The sequence below is a fragment of the Candidatus Goldiibacteriota bacterium genome (assembly GCA_016937715.1).
GTDB lineage: Bacteria > Oederibacteriota > PGYV01 > PGYV01 > PGYV01 > PGYV01.
Genome location: JAFGWA010000087.1, coordinates 1 through 14,648 on the forward strand (window position 1 = coordinate 1; position 14,648 = coordinate 14,648).

The 14,648-nt window shown below is 41.7% G+C and carries 14 protein-coding genes and 1 tRNA gene; 14 read left to right on the forward strand and 1 reads right to left on the reverse strand.

What is annotated here, in order from left to right:
* Positions 1-361: 361 nt before the first annotated feature.
* The 10 genes from JXR81_08970 to JXR81_09015 all read left to right on the forward strand — a co-directional run bounded on the left by JXR81_08970 (position 362) and on the right by JXR81_09015 (position 7,530).
* Positions 362-1,048 carry a YggS family pyridoxal phosphate-dependent enzyme gene (locus JXR81_08970; GenBank protein MBN2754974.1) on the forward strand — a complete coding sequence of 229 codons (687 nt, stop codon included), beginning with the start codon at positions 362-364 and terminating at the stop codon, positions 1,046-1,048.
* 15 nt (positions 1,049-1,063) lie between these two features.
* Positions 1,064-1,873 carry a pyrroline-5-carboxylate reductase gene (locus JXR81_08975; GenBank protein ID MBN2754975.1) on the forward strand — a complete coding sequence of 270 codons (810 nt, stop codon included), beginning with the start codon at positions 1,064-1,066 and terminating at the stop codon, positions 1,871-1,873.
* Positions 1,870-2,166 (forward strand): YggT family protein, encoded by a 297-nt coding sequence (locus JXR81_08980; protein ID MBN2754976.1) that lies wholly within the window; start codon positions 1,870-1,872, stop codon positions 2,164-2,166. Before JXR81_08975 ends, JXR81_08980 begins: the two co-directional genes overlap by 4 nt.
* Positions 2,166-2,450, forward strand: a complete 285-nt coding sequence (locus JXR81_08985) for a YggU family protein (GenBank protein MBN2754977.1) — start codon at positions 2,166-2,168, stop codon at positions 2,448-2,450. Before JXR81_08980 ends, JXR81_08985 begins: the two co-directional genes overlap by 1 nt.
* Positions 2,451-2,489: 39 nt before the next feature.
* The gene (locus JXR81_08990) at positions 2,490-3,311 is read left to right on the forward strand and encodes a purine-nucleoside phosphorylase (GenBank protein ID MBN2754978.1); all 822 of its coding nucleotides are present in this window, start codon (positions 2,490-2,492) and stop codon (positions 3,309-3,311) included.
* A gap of 41 nt (positions 3,312-3,352) precedes the next feature.
* On the forward strand, positions 3,353-4,417 hold the full coding sequence (gene mtnA, locus JXR81_08995) for an S-methyl-5-thioribose-1-phosphate isomerase (protein ID MBN2754979.1): 1,065 nt from the start codon (positions 3,353-3,355) through the stop codon (positions 4,415-4,417).
* Positions 4,414-4,833, forward strand: coding sequence for a PaaI family thioesterase (locus JXR81_09000; GenBank protein MBN2754980.1), 420 nt, complete (start codon positions 4,414-4,416; stop codon positions 4,831-4,833). The genes mtnA and JXR81_09000 overlap by 4 nt, the downstream gene beginning before the upstream one ends.
* 157 nt (positions 4,834-4,990) lie before the next feature.
* Positions 4,991-5,749, forward strand: coding sequence for a YebC/PmpR family DNA-binding transcriptional regulator (locus tag JXR81_09005; GenBank protein MBN2754981.1), 759 nt, complete (start codon positions 4,991-4,993; stop codon positions 5,747-5,749).
* Between the two features lie 83 nt (positions 5,750-5,832).
* The gene (locus JXR81_09010; GenBank protein ID MBN2754982.1) at positions 5,833-6,717 is read left to right on the forward strand and encodes a TIGR01212 family radical SAM protein; all 885 of its coding nucleotides are present in this window, start codon (positions 5,833-5,835) and stop codon (positions 6,715-6,717) included.
* A gap of 736 nt (positions 6,718-7,453) precedes the next feature.
* A tRNA-Val gene (locus JXR81_09015) sits at positions 7,454-7,530 on the forward strand.
* A gap of 190 nt (positions 7,531-7,720) precedes the next feature.
* On the opposite strand, the gene JXR81_09020 is transcribed toward JXR81_09015, so the two are convergent.
* A complete protein-coding gene (locus JXR81_09020) occupies positions 7,721-8,470 on the reverse strand; it encodes a hypothetical protein (protein ID MBN2754983.1) in 750 nt (249 codons plus the stop codon).
* Between the two features lie 250 nt (positions 8,471-8,720).
* Between JXR81_09020 and JXR81_09025 the strand changes: the two genes are divergently transcribed.
* Genes JXR81_09025 through JXR81_09040 form a run of 4 tightly spaced genes read left to right on the forward strand, consistent with a single transcriptional unit; the run spans position 8,721 to position 14,552 of the window.
* Entirely contained in the window at positions 8,721-9,314 is a 594-nt protein-coding gene (locus JXR81_09025; protein MBN2754984.1) for a lactate utilization protein, read from the forward strand.
* 25 nt (positions 9,315-9,339) lie between these two features.
* Positions 9,340-11,454, forward strand: coding sequence for a beta-galactosidase (locus JXR81_09030; protein MBN2754985.1), 2,115 nt, complete (start codon positions 9,340-9,342; stop codon positions 11,452-11,454).
* The gene (locus JXR81_09035; protein MBN2754986.1) at positions 11,451-14,045 is read left to right on the forward strand and encodes a CBS domain-containing protein; all 2,595 of its coding nucleotides are present in this window, start codon (positions 11,451-11,453) and stop codon (positions 14,043-14,045) included. The genes JXR81_09030 and JXR81_09035 overlap by 4 nt, the downstream gene beginning before the upstream one ends.
* A 6-nt stretch (positions 14,046-14,051) precedes the next feature.
* A complete protein-coding gene (locus JXR81_09040) occupies positions 14,052-14,552 on the forward strand; it encodes a nitroreductase family protein (GenBank protein MBN2754987.1) in 501 nt (166 codons plus the stop codon).
* The last annotated feature ends 96 nt before the right edge of the window (positions 14,553-14,648 follow it).

Sequence of the window (14,648 nt, forward strand, 5' to 3'; positions counted from 1 at the left end):
GTAGGTTATTAGCTGTAGGTTATTAGCTGTAGGTTATTAGCTGTAGGTTATTAGCTGTAGGTTATTAGCTGTAGGTTATTAGCTGTAAGTTGTTAGCTGTAAGTTGTTAGCTGTAAGTTGTTAGCTGTAAGTTGTTAGCTGTAAGTTGTTAGCTGTAAGTTGTTAGCTGTAAGTTGTCTCTTGGCGGAACACCGGTTTTGGTAAGCGGAACAAAAGCGCCGTTTTATTACTGTTTTTGCCGGTTTTTCTTATTATGAAACTAAAATGGGAAATCCTTTAAAAACCTATTGAAAATATCCCTTATTAGCTTATAATACTAACTAATACAAAATCCTTCTTAAAAAGGTATGTAAACTTCATAATGGAACAAAAAAGTCAGATAAAAAATAATATTGAAAGTATTATAAAGCGCATTAATGCTATAAACAAAGATGCTTTGCTTGTAGCTGTGTCCAAAACATTCTCTGTGGATGATATAGAAGAGGCGGTAAAATCCGGCGTTAAGGTTTTTGGCGAAAGTAAAATTCAGGAAGCTGAAGAAAAACAGAGATTATTAAATGAAAAATATAATGATTTGTCCTGGTTTATGATAGGGCACCTGCAGACAAATAAAGTTAACAAAGCGGTATCAATTTTTAACATGATACAGTCTGTTGACAGTTTAAAACTTGCAGAGAAAATTAATTCGGCGTGTATAAAAGAAGGAAAAGTTATGCAGTGCCTTATGGAAATTAAAGTATCGCCCGAAGAGACAAAGTTTGGAATTTTACCTGAAGAAGCGCCTGAAGTTTACGGCAGGATAAAAGAAATGCCGGGAATAAAACCGTCGGGAATAATGGCTATGGCGCCTTATTCTGACAACGCGGAAGATTCAAGGATATATTTTAAACGCGCAAAAAAAGTTTTTGATGAAATAAAAAACGGCGCGCCTGATGATTTTAAATGGCTCTCTATGGGAATGTCTCATGATTTTGAAATTGCGCTGCAGGAAGGCGCCAACATGGTACGGGTGGGCACGTCCCTTTTCGGGAAAAGAAATTACGCTTAAGGCAAGAGGGGAAAAATGAGAAAGATAAAAATAGGATTTATAGGCTCCGGAAATATGGCAAAGGCCATCATGAAAGGCCTTGTGTCATCAAAGATGAAAACTTCGGTTGAATTGACTGCCTATGATACGGAAACTTCGGCTCTTGTGTCGGTTAAAAGAGATTTTAAGGTTAAGCCATCCGCGTCAAATCAGGAACTTGTAAAAACATGCGATGTTATTTTTCTTGCCATAAAGCCCCAGGTATTTGCGGATGTATTATTGCCTTTAAAACCGGATTTTACAGCGGGTAAATTAATAATAAGCATCATGGCGGGTATATCCGTAAAAAAGATACAGACGGCCGCGGGTAAAGCGCCTGTGGTAAGGGTAATGCCAAACATGCCGGCGCTTGTGGGCGAAGGCGCGTGCGGGTACTGCGCGTCAAAAGAGGTTTCAAAAAAACAGCTGTTATTGGCGGAAAAGATTCTGGATACTTTTAACATAATAAAAATTTTATTGCCGGAAAAACAGCTTGATTCAGTAACCGCAATAAGCGGAAGCGGGCCTGCGTATTTTTTCTATTTTACGGAAGCTGTAATGGAAGCCTCAAAAGAACTTGGGTTTGACAGAGGGGCTGCCAAAAAACTTATCGCGCAGACAATGATAGGGGCGGGAAAGGTTATGCTGGAATCGGATGACACCCCCGAAGTGTTAAGGCAGAAGGTCACATCCAAAGGCGGCACCACACAGAAGGCCATTGAAACAATGGAAAAGAATAACATGAAAAGTATTATTAAGGACGCCATTAAGGCGGCAAAAAACAGGTCGGAGGAACTGGGTAAATGACCACATTTCAGTTTGCGGCAGGAATAATAATAGGCCTGGCAAATGCGTATATGATACTGGTATTTTTAAGCGCGGCGGCGACATGGCTGCCTTATAGCGCGCAGGTGAAATTCAGGACGGCTATTAATTTTATAGGTTCCATAACCGGGCCGCTGCTTAATTTTGTAAAAAGAATTTTTCCCGCGCAGATGGGTAATGTAGATTTAAGCCCGGCAATTGCGATACTGCTTATTTATATAGGGCGCATGGCGCTTTTAAAACTTGCGGCGGTTTTATTGCTTCCGGGAGCCTGATGATAAATATAAAACAGCAAGCCGGCTTCTGCCTGGTAAGCGTAAAAGTGGTGCCTAACGCGAAAAAAACACAGCTGGCAGGCGAATACAACGGCGCTTTAAAAGTGAAAGTGGCTGCTGTACCCGAAGACGGAAAGGCAAATGATGAAATTGTGGATTTTTTTTCGGAAGTTTTTGACATAAATAAGTCGCAGATTGAAATTGTAAAAGGATTCAAAAGCCGGCATAAGGTAATCAAGTTAACCGGTATTGAAGAGGGAAAATTTAAAAAGATTCTGGCTTAACGCGCAGTATGCAGCGCAAAATCATACCCGGAGGCTATAATGTCAGATTTAAAAAAACAGATAGATAAAGCAGTAAAGAAGATAAATTCAGCGTCTAAAAACTTTTCCCCTAAAGTGGGAATAATACTTGGCACGGGGCTTGGCGCCCTTGCAAAAGAGATAAAAGAACACTGTGTAATTGATTATAAAGACATTCCCGGTTTTCAGAAATCCACAGCGGAATCGCATTCCGGAAAACTTGTACTGGGGGAATTGGGCGGAAAGAATGTGGCGGCTATGTCGGGACGTTTTCACAGATATGAAGGCTACACGATGCAGCAGATTACTTTTCCTGTCCGCGTTATGAAAGCGCTTGGTGTTACGCACCTTTTAATTTCAAACGCATGCGGCGGAATGAACCCAAAATTAAAGGGCGGTTCGCTTTGCATAATAGAGGATCATATTAACTTCATGGGTGACAATCCTCTTATAGGGCCTAATGATGAAAAACTTGGGCCAAGATGGCCGGATATGCTTGCGCCTTATTCCCATGAACTTATTAGATTAGCCGAAGACGCGGCAAAGCTGAACAATATAGAGATTCATAAAGGGATATATGTGGCTGTGCAGGGCCCTTGTTTTGAAACAAGGGCGGAATACAGGATGTTTATGAAATTCGGCGACATTGTGGGAATGTCCACGGTGCCGGAAGTAATTGTGGGAGTACACGCCGGGCTTAAGATACTTGGCATATCTGTAGTGACAGATGAATGCAATCCGGAACAGCTTGAACCCACGGATATATCTAAAATACTTGCAAACGCGGCAGAGGCAGAACCCAAACTGACCAAGATTATGAAAGAAGTAATAGCAAAGATATAATAAGCCTAAAAAGGCTGAAAATGGTTTTAAGGGAGGCGCAGATGAAAGAGACAAGCCCGGTAGAATGGAAGAATGGAACACTTAAGGTCCTTGATCAGACGCTTTTACCTAATTCAATAAAGTACATATTATGCAGAAATTCAAAAGAAATAGGCAAGGCAATAGTGGATATGAAATTAAGGGGCGCGCCGTTAATAGGTATAGCCGCGGCTTTTGGTATGGCAATGGACATAAAAAAAAGCAAGGCTAAAAGTTATGAAAAACTGAAAAAAGAGATGAAGGCAAGCGGCGATTTTCTGGTTAAGACCAGGCCGACCGCGATTAACCTTAAGTGGGCTATAACAAGAATGCTTGCTTTTGCCGAAGCCAACAGGGAAAGGCGTGTTCAAAGTTTAAAAGAGCTGCTTGTAAACGAGGCTGTCAGAATATTTAAAGAAGACTTGGATAACAATAAACTTATAGGAAAAATAGGCGCGGAATTGATAAGGCCCAAAGACAGGATATTAACACACTGCAATGCGGGCGGGCTTGCCACGGCAGGATATGGCACGGCGCTTGGCGTTATAAGGGCGGCATCAGCGCAGAAGAAAAAGGTTTCGGTACATCTGGATGAAACAAGGCCGTATCTTCAGGGCGCAAGGCTTACCACGTTTGAACTTGCGGAAATGGGCGTTGATCACCGCCTTATTACGGACAACATGGCAGGGTATTTTATAAGCAATAAACTGGTGGATGTAATTATAGTCGGTGCGGACAGGATAGCGGCCAACGGCGATACGGCAAACAAGATAGGTACATATACCCTTGCGGTGCTTGCGCATGTAAATAACATTCCGTTTTATGTGGCTGCGCCTTCTTCCACGATGGACTTTTCAATCAAGTCAGGGGCGGAAATACCAATAGAGATGAGGGGTGAAAAAGAGGTAACAGAAATATTTGGCAAACAGATAGCCCATAAAAAGACAAAAGCTCTGCACCCGGCTTTTGATGTGACGCCGGCAAGGTTTATAAGCGCCATTATAACGGAAAAAGGCGTGATAAGGGCTCCTTTTGAAGCAAACCTTGATAAGGTGATATTAAACAGGGAGATTGTAGCAAAATTATGAGCGCATGGGAAGATGACAGTTATTGCATAGCCTGCGGAAAAGAAAATCCCATTGGCATGAAGCTGAATTTTGTACTTTCAGAAGAAGGAATAGAGACAAGTTATGTTTTCCCCAAGGTTTTTCAGGGGTATAAAGATACGGTTCACGGCGGAATGGTGGCTTTACTTTTGGATGAAATTATGGTAAATTTACCGTTGCGAAAAGATAGAATTCCTGCTGTAAGTGCTGATATAAAAGTGAAATTAAAAAGGCCGCTGGCAGTGGGCGATGAAGTCCTGGCGCGGGCAAGGTATTTAAAAGTCCGGTCCAGGTTTTTTGTTGTAAAAGGCGAAGTGATAAGAAAAAGCGATAACGCACTTATAGCCGAATCCGAAGCCCTGTGTATTAAGGTTGACGGAAAAGGGCTTAAATTGTAATATAGATAAATTCAGATTTTAAAATATACTGGAGGTTTTTGAATGGGTTGCGGAAAGAAAAGGCACAAAGCAAAGATCAAAACACACAAGAGGAAAAAACACAGAAGAGAAATGAAGTTTAAAAAATAATTATTCAGTTTAACAGACGGAGGAAATGATGTCAGGGCATTCTAAATGGGCAACTATTAAAAGGAAGAAAGCCTCCATAGACGCCAAAAGGGGCGCGGCTTTCACCAAGATAATAAAGGAAATTGTGGTGGCTGCAAGGGCAGGCGGAGGAGATCCGGCCGGCAATGCGCGTTTAAGGACTGTTCTTGAAAAAGCAAAGGGCGCGAATATGCCCGCTGACAACATCAAGAAGGCAATAATGCGCGGCACCGGCGAACTTGAAGGTGTCACATACGAAGAGCTGATGTATGAAGGATACGGGCCCGCGGGCGTGGCGCTTTTAATTGCTGTTACAACAGACAATAAAAACCGCTCTGCGGCAAGCGTAAGGGCGATTCTTTCAAAAGCCAACGGTGCAATGGCGGCTTTAGGCGCTGTTGCATGGCAGTTTGAACAGAAAGGTTATATAACAGTCCCAAAAGAAGAAATTGATGAAGAAACGCTTATGGGTATCGCGCTTGAAGCGGGGGCTGATGACATTCAGAATGAAGATGCCACATATGACATAACCACAAAACCGGCTGATTTTGAAGCCGTTAAAAAAGCGCTTGATGATAAGAAGGTAAAATATTCCTCGGCAGAAGTTACAATGGTGCCAAAAAATTATGTAAAGGTAGAGGGCAAAGCCGCGGAACAGATGTTAAGGCTTATGGACGCGCTTGATGAGGACGAAGACGTACAGAACGTATACGCTAATTTTGATATATCGCAGGAAGAAATGGACAGGATAGGAAACTTACCGGAATAATTGAAAAATAATCATCAGGCGGAGCGTTTAAAGCGCTCCGCCTTTTTTTTTGGTACAGGTAAATATAACATTGGAGAAAATGATTGTTTAAGACTTTAAATGAATACTTCCGCGAAAAATACGGGCACAGAATACATAAGATAACCATAAGCCTGCCGTTTGCATGCCCGAATAAAGACGGCAGCATATCATCTGACGGGTGTGTTTTCTGCAGGGAAGGCAGCCTTCCTGACGGGAATGACACGCAAATTCCCATAGAAAAGCAGATACGCGCGGGAATAAATAAAGGTAAAAAGCGTTATGGAAAAAAGACTTTATTTATGGCGTATTTTCAGACCGGGACAAATACTTATGGCAGCGTTAAAGAATTAAAAAGGATTTATGACCCTATTCTTGATTTTAAAGAGGTGATAGGGCTGGATGTGGGGACAAGGCCGGATTGCATTGATGAAGAAAAGATAAACCTGCTTAAAAGCTACAGCGGCAATTTAAAAGAAATATGGGTGGAACTTGGGCTGCAAAGCGCCAGTGATAAAACCTTAAAGGCAATAAACAGGGGGCATAACACGGCGGAATATGGACGCGCCGCAAAGCTTGTAAAAGACGCCGGGCTAAAGCTGTGCGCGCACATGATAATAGGTATTCCCGGAGAAAGCAGGAAAGATTACATAAATACAATTAATATGATAGTAAAGTCCGGCGCGGATGCGGTTAAAATTCATCCGTATCATATACTAAAAGGCACCAAAGCCGGCGAAGAGTATCTTAAAAAACCATATAAACTTCTTTCTCTGGATGAATACGCGGCTGCACTGGCTGAATGCGTAAAATTAATGCCTGCTGAAATGGTTTTAATGCGCTTTCACGGCGAGGCAAATGAGAATGTGCTGCTTGCGCCGGATTACTGCCTGCCAAAAAAGAGGGATGAATTGAAAATGGTATTTGAAGAAAAGCTTAGATTGTTGTGATTCGAGATTTTTTTGGTGTTGACAATAATTAAGATTGGTATAAAATCATAACGTTGTTTTAGTGATAATATGATAATGCAGGAACGTTTGGTATGGAATTAATGATTTTGTAGGGACAGCGCTCCTGCGCTGTCCGTTTGAAACGGCTTTTTTAATACTGTTATGATAAGAGATTTTTTTAGTATTCGGTTATTAATAAGTAAAAGTTAAAATGTGGGCGTGCCCTCTGGGGTACTGCCATATTATAAAGTTTTTATAAGGTGGGCGCATAGCTCAGCTGATTATTGAATAAACTCGACAAGATAAGGCTGACGGCGAAGCCGGAAGGTGAGCTTTGCGCCGAGTGATTAACGAGGAATAGTGCCCTTAAAAGGGCACGAAAGCAAAGCGAGGGGGCCGAGGAGCGATGCGCGTTAGCGCATTAGCGAGGTGGCTACTGGTTAGATAAATTATGATGATAAAGATGCTAAAAATGTGGGCGTGTCCTTTGGGGTACTGCCATATTATAAAGTTTTTATAAGGTGGGCGCATAGCTCAGCTGGTTATTGAATAAGCTCGACAAGATAAGGCTGACGGCGAAGCCGGAAGGCGAGCTTTGCGCCGAGTGATTAACGAGGAATAGTGCCCTTAAAAGGGCACGAAAGCAAAGCGAGGGGGCCGAGGAGCAATGCGCGTAAGCGCATTAGCGAGGTGGCCACTGGTTAAATAAATATAATGATTAAGATGCTAAAAATGTGGGCGCATAGCTCAGCTGGTTAGAGTATTAGCTCGACAAGCTAAGGGTCACTGGTTCGATCCCAGTTGCGCCCACCATTTTAGCATCTTGTCATTTTAACAAAGGCATATTTTAATCCCAGTTGCGCCCACCATATTTTAAAATTATTATTCGGGCGTGCCCCAGAGGGTACGCCCACCATATTTTTAAAAAATATTATACGGGCAGCATATAAAATAAAAAAAGCGCGGTTTCCCGCGCTTTTTTTATTTTGGAAGATTGAATGTTTTAGTATTTAACGTCAGGCGGAGGGGGACAGTAAACAGCCGCTTCCGGGTTGTAATACATTGTGGCGGCGTGTGCTGCGCCGTTATTTGTATGCTGAATTATAAGGTGTATCTGGTCAAGGCCGTCGCATGTTGACATAGGCGCTGTGTATGTTCCTTCAAGAACAAGTTCTTCTCCGGCTGCTATTGAAACATCCCTCCAGTACATCATTGAATCGCCGGGCATTGCTTCGCCTTTAACAACAGAAGTATTCTGGGGGTATGGGTACCACCATCTGTCACATTCATCGGATTCATAATATTCGTGAATTGCGGCAACATCAAGGTGTTCGTAATTACGGCTGCCTGTATTTTTTATGCGCACTTCATAGTTCATGGGCAGGCCTATGTAATATCCTGCATATCCTTCCGCTGTATAAAAATATGGCGCCTGAAATACTATGTCTATATCAAGCCATTTTAATTCTCCGGCGTGTTCGCCGATTCCCTGAATATGGCCGGCAGTAATTGTGTTTACATCCCAGTCAACAGAGCCGTCTGTAGGGTCGGTTGTGTAGGTGTATTCGGTATTAACAGGAACATCGCCATTTTCCGCTAAGGCTGTTGCCCAAGCTGTAGGAACTGCCTGCGGTCCTGTAACCGCGCCTATTTCTTCTTTGGAAGGGGATGTGGGATTTACGCTTGTATCACAGGAAATAAAAAGTAAACCTGCGGATAAAACCATTGCAAAAATCATTAGCATTTTTTTCATTATTAATACCTCCATAATATATATATGTTGAATAATCAATCCGTTTGATAACGAAGTATATAATTATATTTCCATTTTGTCAAACCAGCGTGTCAGGTATTTTGCGAAGTGTTGCCTCTGACCTGTTTAAAAACTTATTATTCAAATTGCTAAAACATCCCTTCTTGTAAAAATCCCTTTAATTGTTATAATATGTCTATCCCCGAATTGACTGACAGGGGATAATACTGTAGTCACAGGAGTAGTGGAAATGTTGAAAGACGTAGAAAAGAAACTTGAAAGCGTAATAGAGAATTTAAGGAAGAATCACTTTAAAGTAACCCGGGTTGACACTCCGGAAGCGGCAAAAGATGAAATGCTTAAACTTATAGGCGAAGATGAAGTTGTTGGCGTGGGCGGGTCGCAGAGCATTCGCGAGACCGGTATAATAGAAGAGCTGATAAACAGGGGAAATAAAGTGATTCATCACTGGCTTCCGGGAACTTTTATTGAAGAAATAAAGGATGCCAGAAGAAGGGCTGTGCGCCTTGCCGACACGTATCTTACAAGCACTAACGGCATCACCCTTGACGGTTTTCTGGTCAATATGGACACTTTTGGCAACCGCGTTTCCGCGATGATTTACGGGCCAAAAAAAGTCATCATAATTGCAGGGATAAATAAAATAGTAAAAAATGTTGATGAGGCTTTTAAAAGGATAAGGGGCGAAGTGGCGGTAAGAAACGCGCAGAGGCTTAATATGGACAACCCCAATAAGCTGTGTAAAGTGGCTACAATAATGTACGAACGTCCGGATGATACGGACATAACAATAATACTGGTCGGCGTGGAAACCGGATATTAAACCGCGCCTGCTATAAGGAGCAGCCATGAAAAAACAGATAAGCTTAAACGGTATTTGGGATTTCAAAGCGCAGGGAAAAGACATAAAAATTAAAGTGCCTTCAAACTGGTATCTGCAGGGCTGTGATTTTGCGGGCCGGGCGGAATATTCAAGGAAGTTTAACCTTGAAAAAAAGAGCGGCAAAAAATATAAGATTGCTTTCAAAGGTGTTGACTACTTTGCGGATGTTTATATAAACGGTAAATTCGCGGGCAGCCATGAGGGTTACTTTCAGTGGTTTAATTTTGATGTAACAAATATTATTAAAAACGGCGCTAATCAGATAACCGTAAAAGTAAACTCGCCAACAGAACCGCAAGATAAATGGCCGGACGAAAAATACCTTATTAAAGGCATCTTTAACCATCATGACGCAAGGCCGGGGTCATGGTCAAAGAAATACGGGCAGGATAAAAATACCGGCGGCATTTGGAATGATGTTTATATTGAAGAAACTGATGAAATAGAAATAAACAGGGTTAAGATAACACCGTACCTTAAAGATGACGGAATTTGGAATGTTGGAAGCGAAATTATTATAGAAAATAATTTAAAATCAGCGGTTAAGGCAAAACTTGCGGAAATAATAAAGCCGGAAACCTTCAAGGGCAAATTATTGACTGTAAAAAGGGATGTTATTTTATATCCCGGGAAAAATACTTTCCTGTTGCACACGGATATCGCACAGCCGCGTCTGTGGTGGACCTGGGATTTTGGAACGCCTGACCTGTATAATTTTTCGTACTCCATTTCCGCTGAAAACGGAATTAAGGATAATTACACTGATATAAGCGGTATTAAGGAACTGAAAAAAGGCGCTGATAATTTCTGGTACTTAAACGGCAAAAGGATATTCCTGCGAGGTTCAAATATTATTCCCACACAGTGGCTGTCAGAATACACCGTGGATAAAATAAAGAAAGATGTAAAAATGATGAAAGAGGCAAATTTAAACACTATAAGAATACACGCGCATGTGAACAGGGAAGAACTTTACCGCGAATTTGACAGGCAGGGCATAATGATATGGCAGGATTTCGCGCTTCAGTGGAGCTACGAAACCACGCCTGAATTTATGGAAAACGCTTCTCGTCAGATAAAGGACATGATTAACATTCACTACAACAGGCCAAGCATTGCCATCTGGTGCTGCCATAATGAACCTTCTGTAAACTCAAAACAGCTTGACCCTGTGCTTTATAGAAAAGCGAGGGAAGAAGATTCCGTGCGCTATATTGAACAGTCTTCAGATTTTAAACAGCACCCATATCAGGGGTGGTATTATGACAGTAATTTCATAACATCATCATCCACGCTGGACAGCCTTAAAGACGTTTTCATTAACACAGAATACGGAGCGCAGGCGCTGCCGTGCATGGAGACAATGAAAAAGATGGAAAAAATAGCCGCCACAGGCATGTGGCCGCCTGACTTTGAAGCGTGGGAATACCACGATTTTCAGTTTAAAACCACCTTTGATATCGCGCGGGTGAATAAAGGAAATTCGCTTCAGGAATTTATAGAAAATTCGCAGCAGTATCAGGCTGACTATTTAAAAGAGCAGACAGAAACATTCAGGCTGCAGCGGTATAAAAGCCTTAACGGGCTTCTGCAGTTTATGTTCTGCGAGTGCTGGCCGTCTATCACCTGGGCTGTGGTGGACTATTACAGAAATCCTAAAAAGGGATACTTTCAGCTTAAGGAATCCATGCAGCCTGTTTTACCGGGTTTCCGGCTTTTTACCACAAGAATCGCGCAGGGTGATGAAATAGGGTTTGGGCAGTTATGGAGTATGGTTTTTATAATCAACGACACGCTTAAAACTTTAACTGATACGGTATTAAAAATAACGCTTACCGGGCCGGATAAAAAAGAGTATTTCTCGGAAATTCAAAAACTGCCCGCAATAATGCCGGACAGCCTTACTTTTCCGTTTCAGGGAGTTACAAATATTAAAAATAACGGTTTTAAAGCGGCGGAAAACGCCCTTTTAGGCAGGCATACAATGAACATAACGATTAATGACTCCAAAGGAAAAGTAATCGGGGTTAATGCCTACAGTTACGAAATTGTTAAATCCAATAAAAGAGGCAATAATTGAAACTTATAACTTCGCATTATAACCTTGATTTTGACGGGCTGGCATCAATGGTGGCTGCGTCAAAGCTTAATGAAGGCGCTGTGATGTACCTGCCTTGGAGCTTTGGCCCGGAAGTCAGGCGTTTTTATACTTTTTTTAAGCATAAATTCAAAGTGTTAAAAGAAAAAGAAATTGATTTTTCAAAGGTGGAAAAGGTAATAATAGTTGATGCCATGTCGCGCGTGCTTTCGCCGGCGCTAAAAAAAATCATTGAAGAAAAATCATTAGAAACAGTTATTTATGACCACCATATGACAGAGGACAGAATAAGCGGGGATAACGTTAAAATTATAAAGACCGCGTACGGCGCGTGTACCACGTATTTTGTGGAAGAATTATTAAGCAGGGGCATTGAAATTTCACAGGATGAAGCCATGCTGTTTATGCTGGGAATTTTTGCCGATACGTCCAGTTTTACAAGCATCAATACCACCCCTACGGACATGCGTGTTGCCGCCAAACTTATGGAAAAGAATGTAAATATGAAGGCGTTTTCTGATTTCCTAAAAGAGCACTTTGAAACTCCGCAGATAAAACTTTTTGACAGGCTTTTAAAAAACCTGCAGGTTTTTGACATGCGCGGGCATAAGATTCTTTTAACCTACGCGCGCCTTACGGAACACGTGCAGCAGCTTGCAGACGTTACATCCCATATCATGAGCATGAACGCCGCGGATGCAATTGTGTCTGTTGTGCAGATGGGCAACAAGATATTTGTGGTGGGAAGAAGCAGCGATGAAAAAATAGACATAAGCAGGGTGGTGCTGCAGTTTCAGGGCGGCGGGCATAAAACAGCCGCCGCGGCTGTTATTTCCGTTAAAAAAGGCGTGGCAATAAAAGGCATACGCGACAAGGTTTATGAAGCCATGCTTGAAACAGTACAGGACAGGTTCACGGTCAGCGATATCATGACATCGCCGGTGCGCGCCATTTCGCCGGAACTGACCATGGAAGAAGCTTACAGAATATGCATCCGTTTTAATAATAACGGCCTGCCGATAGTAAAAGATAATAAGTTAATTGGCTTCATAACAAAAGAAGATATTGAAAAGGGCATCCTTCACAATCTGGGATCCATTCCCGTAAGCGGCTATATGAGCGGCAATGTAATTACCGCTGAAGAAAGTTTTTCAATTATGAAGGCGCAGCAGATTATGATTAAATACAACATAGGGCACCTGCCTGTGGTAAAAGATGGAAAATTAACCGGCATACTGACAAGGGCGGATATTTTTGAGTTCCTGTATAAAGAAAAACCCATAAAAAAAGAAAAAATTATTTTCCATGAAAAAGATATTAACATGAAAGATAAGATGGAAGAAAAACTTGATAAAGACACATACGGCCTTATCATGAAAATAGGGGAATATGCCGATGAAATGGGCGTTAACGCGTATCTTGTGGGCGGCATAGTAAGGGACCTGTTTTTGAATGAAAAGGATATGGACATTGATATTACCGTGGAAGGCGACGGAATGCAGTTTGCCAGATTTCTGGCGGATAAAATGGGCGGCGCGTATAAAGGGTTTGAAAGGTTCAAGACAGGAAAGGTATTTCTTGATAAGGGCAGGCGTATAGACGTCACCAGCGCGCGCGCCGAGTTTTATGAATTTCCCGCGGCGCTTCCGGAAATTGAATTTACCCCCATCAGATACGACCTTTACAGAAGGGATTTTACTATTAACGCCATGGCTGTGCAGATTAACAGGCAGCATTTTGGAAAATTCACCGATTATTTCAACGGTTTTGAAGATTTAAATAACGGCATTATTAGGACGCTTTATAATATGAGTTTTATAGATGACCCCACAAGGATATTAAGGGCGGTCCGTTTTGAGCAGAGGTATAATTTTAAAATAGAAGAAAACACGCAGCGCTTCATTGAACAGACTTTAAAATACAATATCTTTGAAAACCTGCCCGGCGAGCGCATAAAGGACGAACTGTTTATCTCGTTGGATGAAACCAATCCGTATAAAGTTTTCAAACGCATGCATGACCTTAATATACTTTCAAAGCTTGGGAAAAAATTCAGGCTGGATATGACTGTTGATAAAATGCAGCAGAAAGCTTCGGCGTTTGTGCCGGAAAAATTAAAACCGCTGGTGTATTTTATGATATTTACCTATAACATGCCTGAAGATGATTTTCTTCTGCTTGTTGACAAATTAAAATTTAAAACAGAGTGGCGCGGCGCTGTTGTGTCCGGAAAAAAAGACGAGGATAAAATATTCAAGGGGCTGCATAAAAAAGCCGCTGATAACAGCGAGATTTACTCGCTTTTAAAAGGGTACAGGGACGAAACCCTGTATTTCTTTATGGCTGCCTGCGACAGTGATTATGTAAAAAACAGGATAGAACACTATATTCATAATTTGAAAAATGTTAAACTTGAAATATCAGGGAAGGATTTAAAAGAGATGAAAATAAAGACAGGGCCTGAATATGGCAGGCTTCTTGAAAAGGTGTTGGATGCAAAACTTAACGGCAAAATAAAGTCAAAAAATGAAGAGTTGGGATATATAAAGAAGTTATTAAAAAATAAAAGGTGAAATGATATGGACTTTTTTGAAACTGTAAAAAACAGGCGAAGCGTAAGAAAGTATAAAGCGGGCGTGAAAATCACAAAAGAAGACCTTGCTAAAATCGCGCAGGCGGGCTGCCTTGCGCCAAGCGCGCGGTCTGTGAACCCGTGGAAATTCATTATACTTACTGAAAGAAACAGAATTGACGGGCTTCAGAAAATAATAGGCAATAACGGAAGCTTTCTGACAGAGGCATCCGCCGCAATTGTGATAATCTGCGAAGATACAAAGTATTACCTTGAAGACGGCTGTGCCGCGGCCGAAAATATGCTGCTGGCCGCAACGGCGCTTAATTTGGGTGCATGCTGGATAGCGGGTGATAAGAAAGATTATTGTGAAGATATTCTTAAATATCTTGCAGTTCCTGCCTGTTTCAGGCTTGTGTGCAGTATTGCCGTTGGCGTTGCTGATGAATATCCGGTTAAGGAAAAACCCAAAGCGCAGGATGTAATAAGCTGGGAAAAGTACCAATAATAAAACCGGGTAAAAATTGTAAGATGAAGTGCAACATTTGAAGTAACAAAAAGTCCCACTGCTCACTTGTGTTATTATGTTGTTTGTGAGAACGAC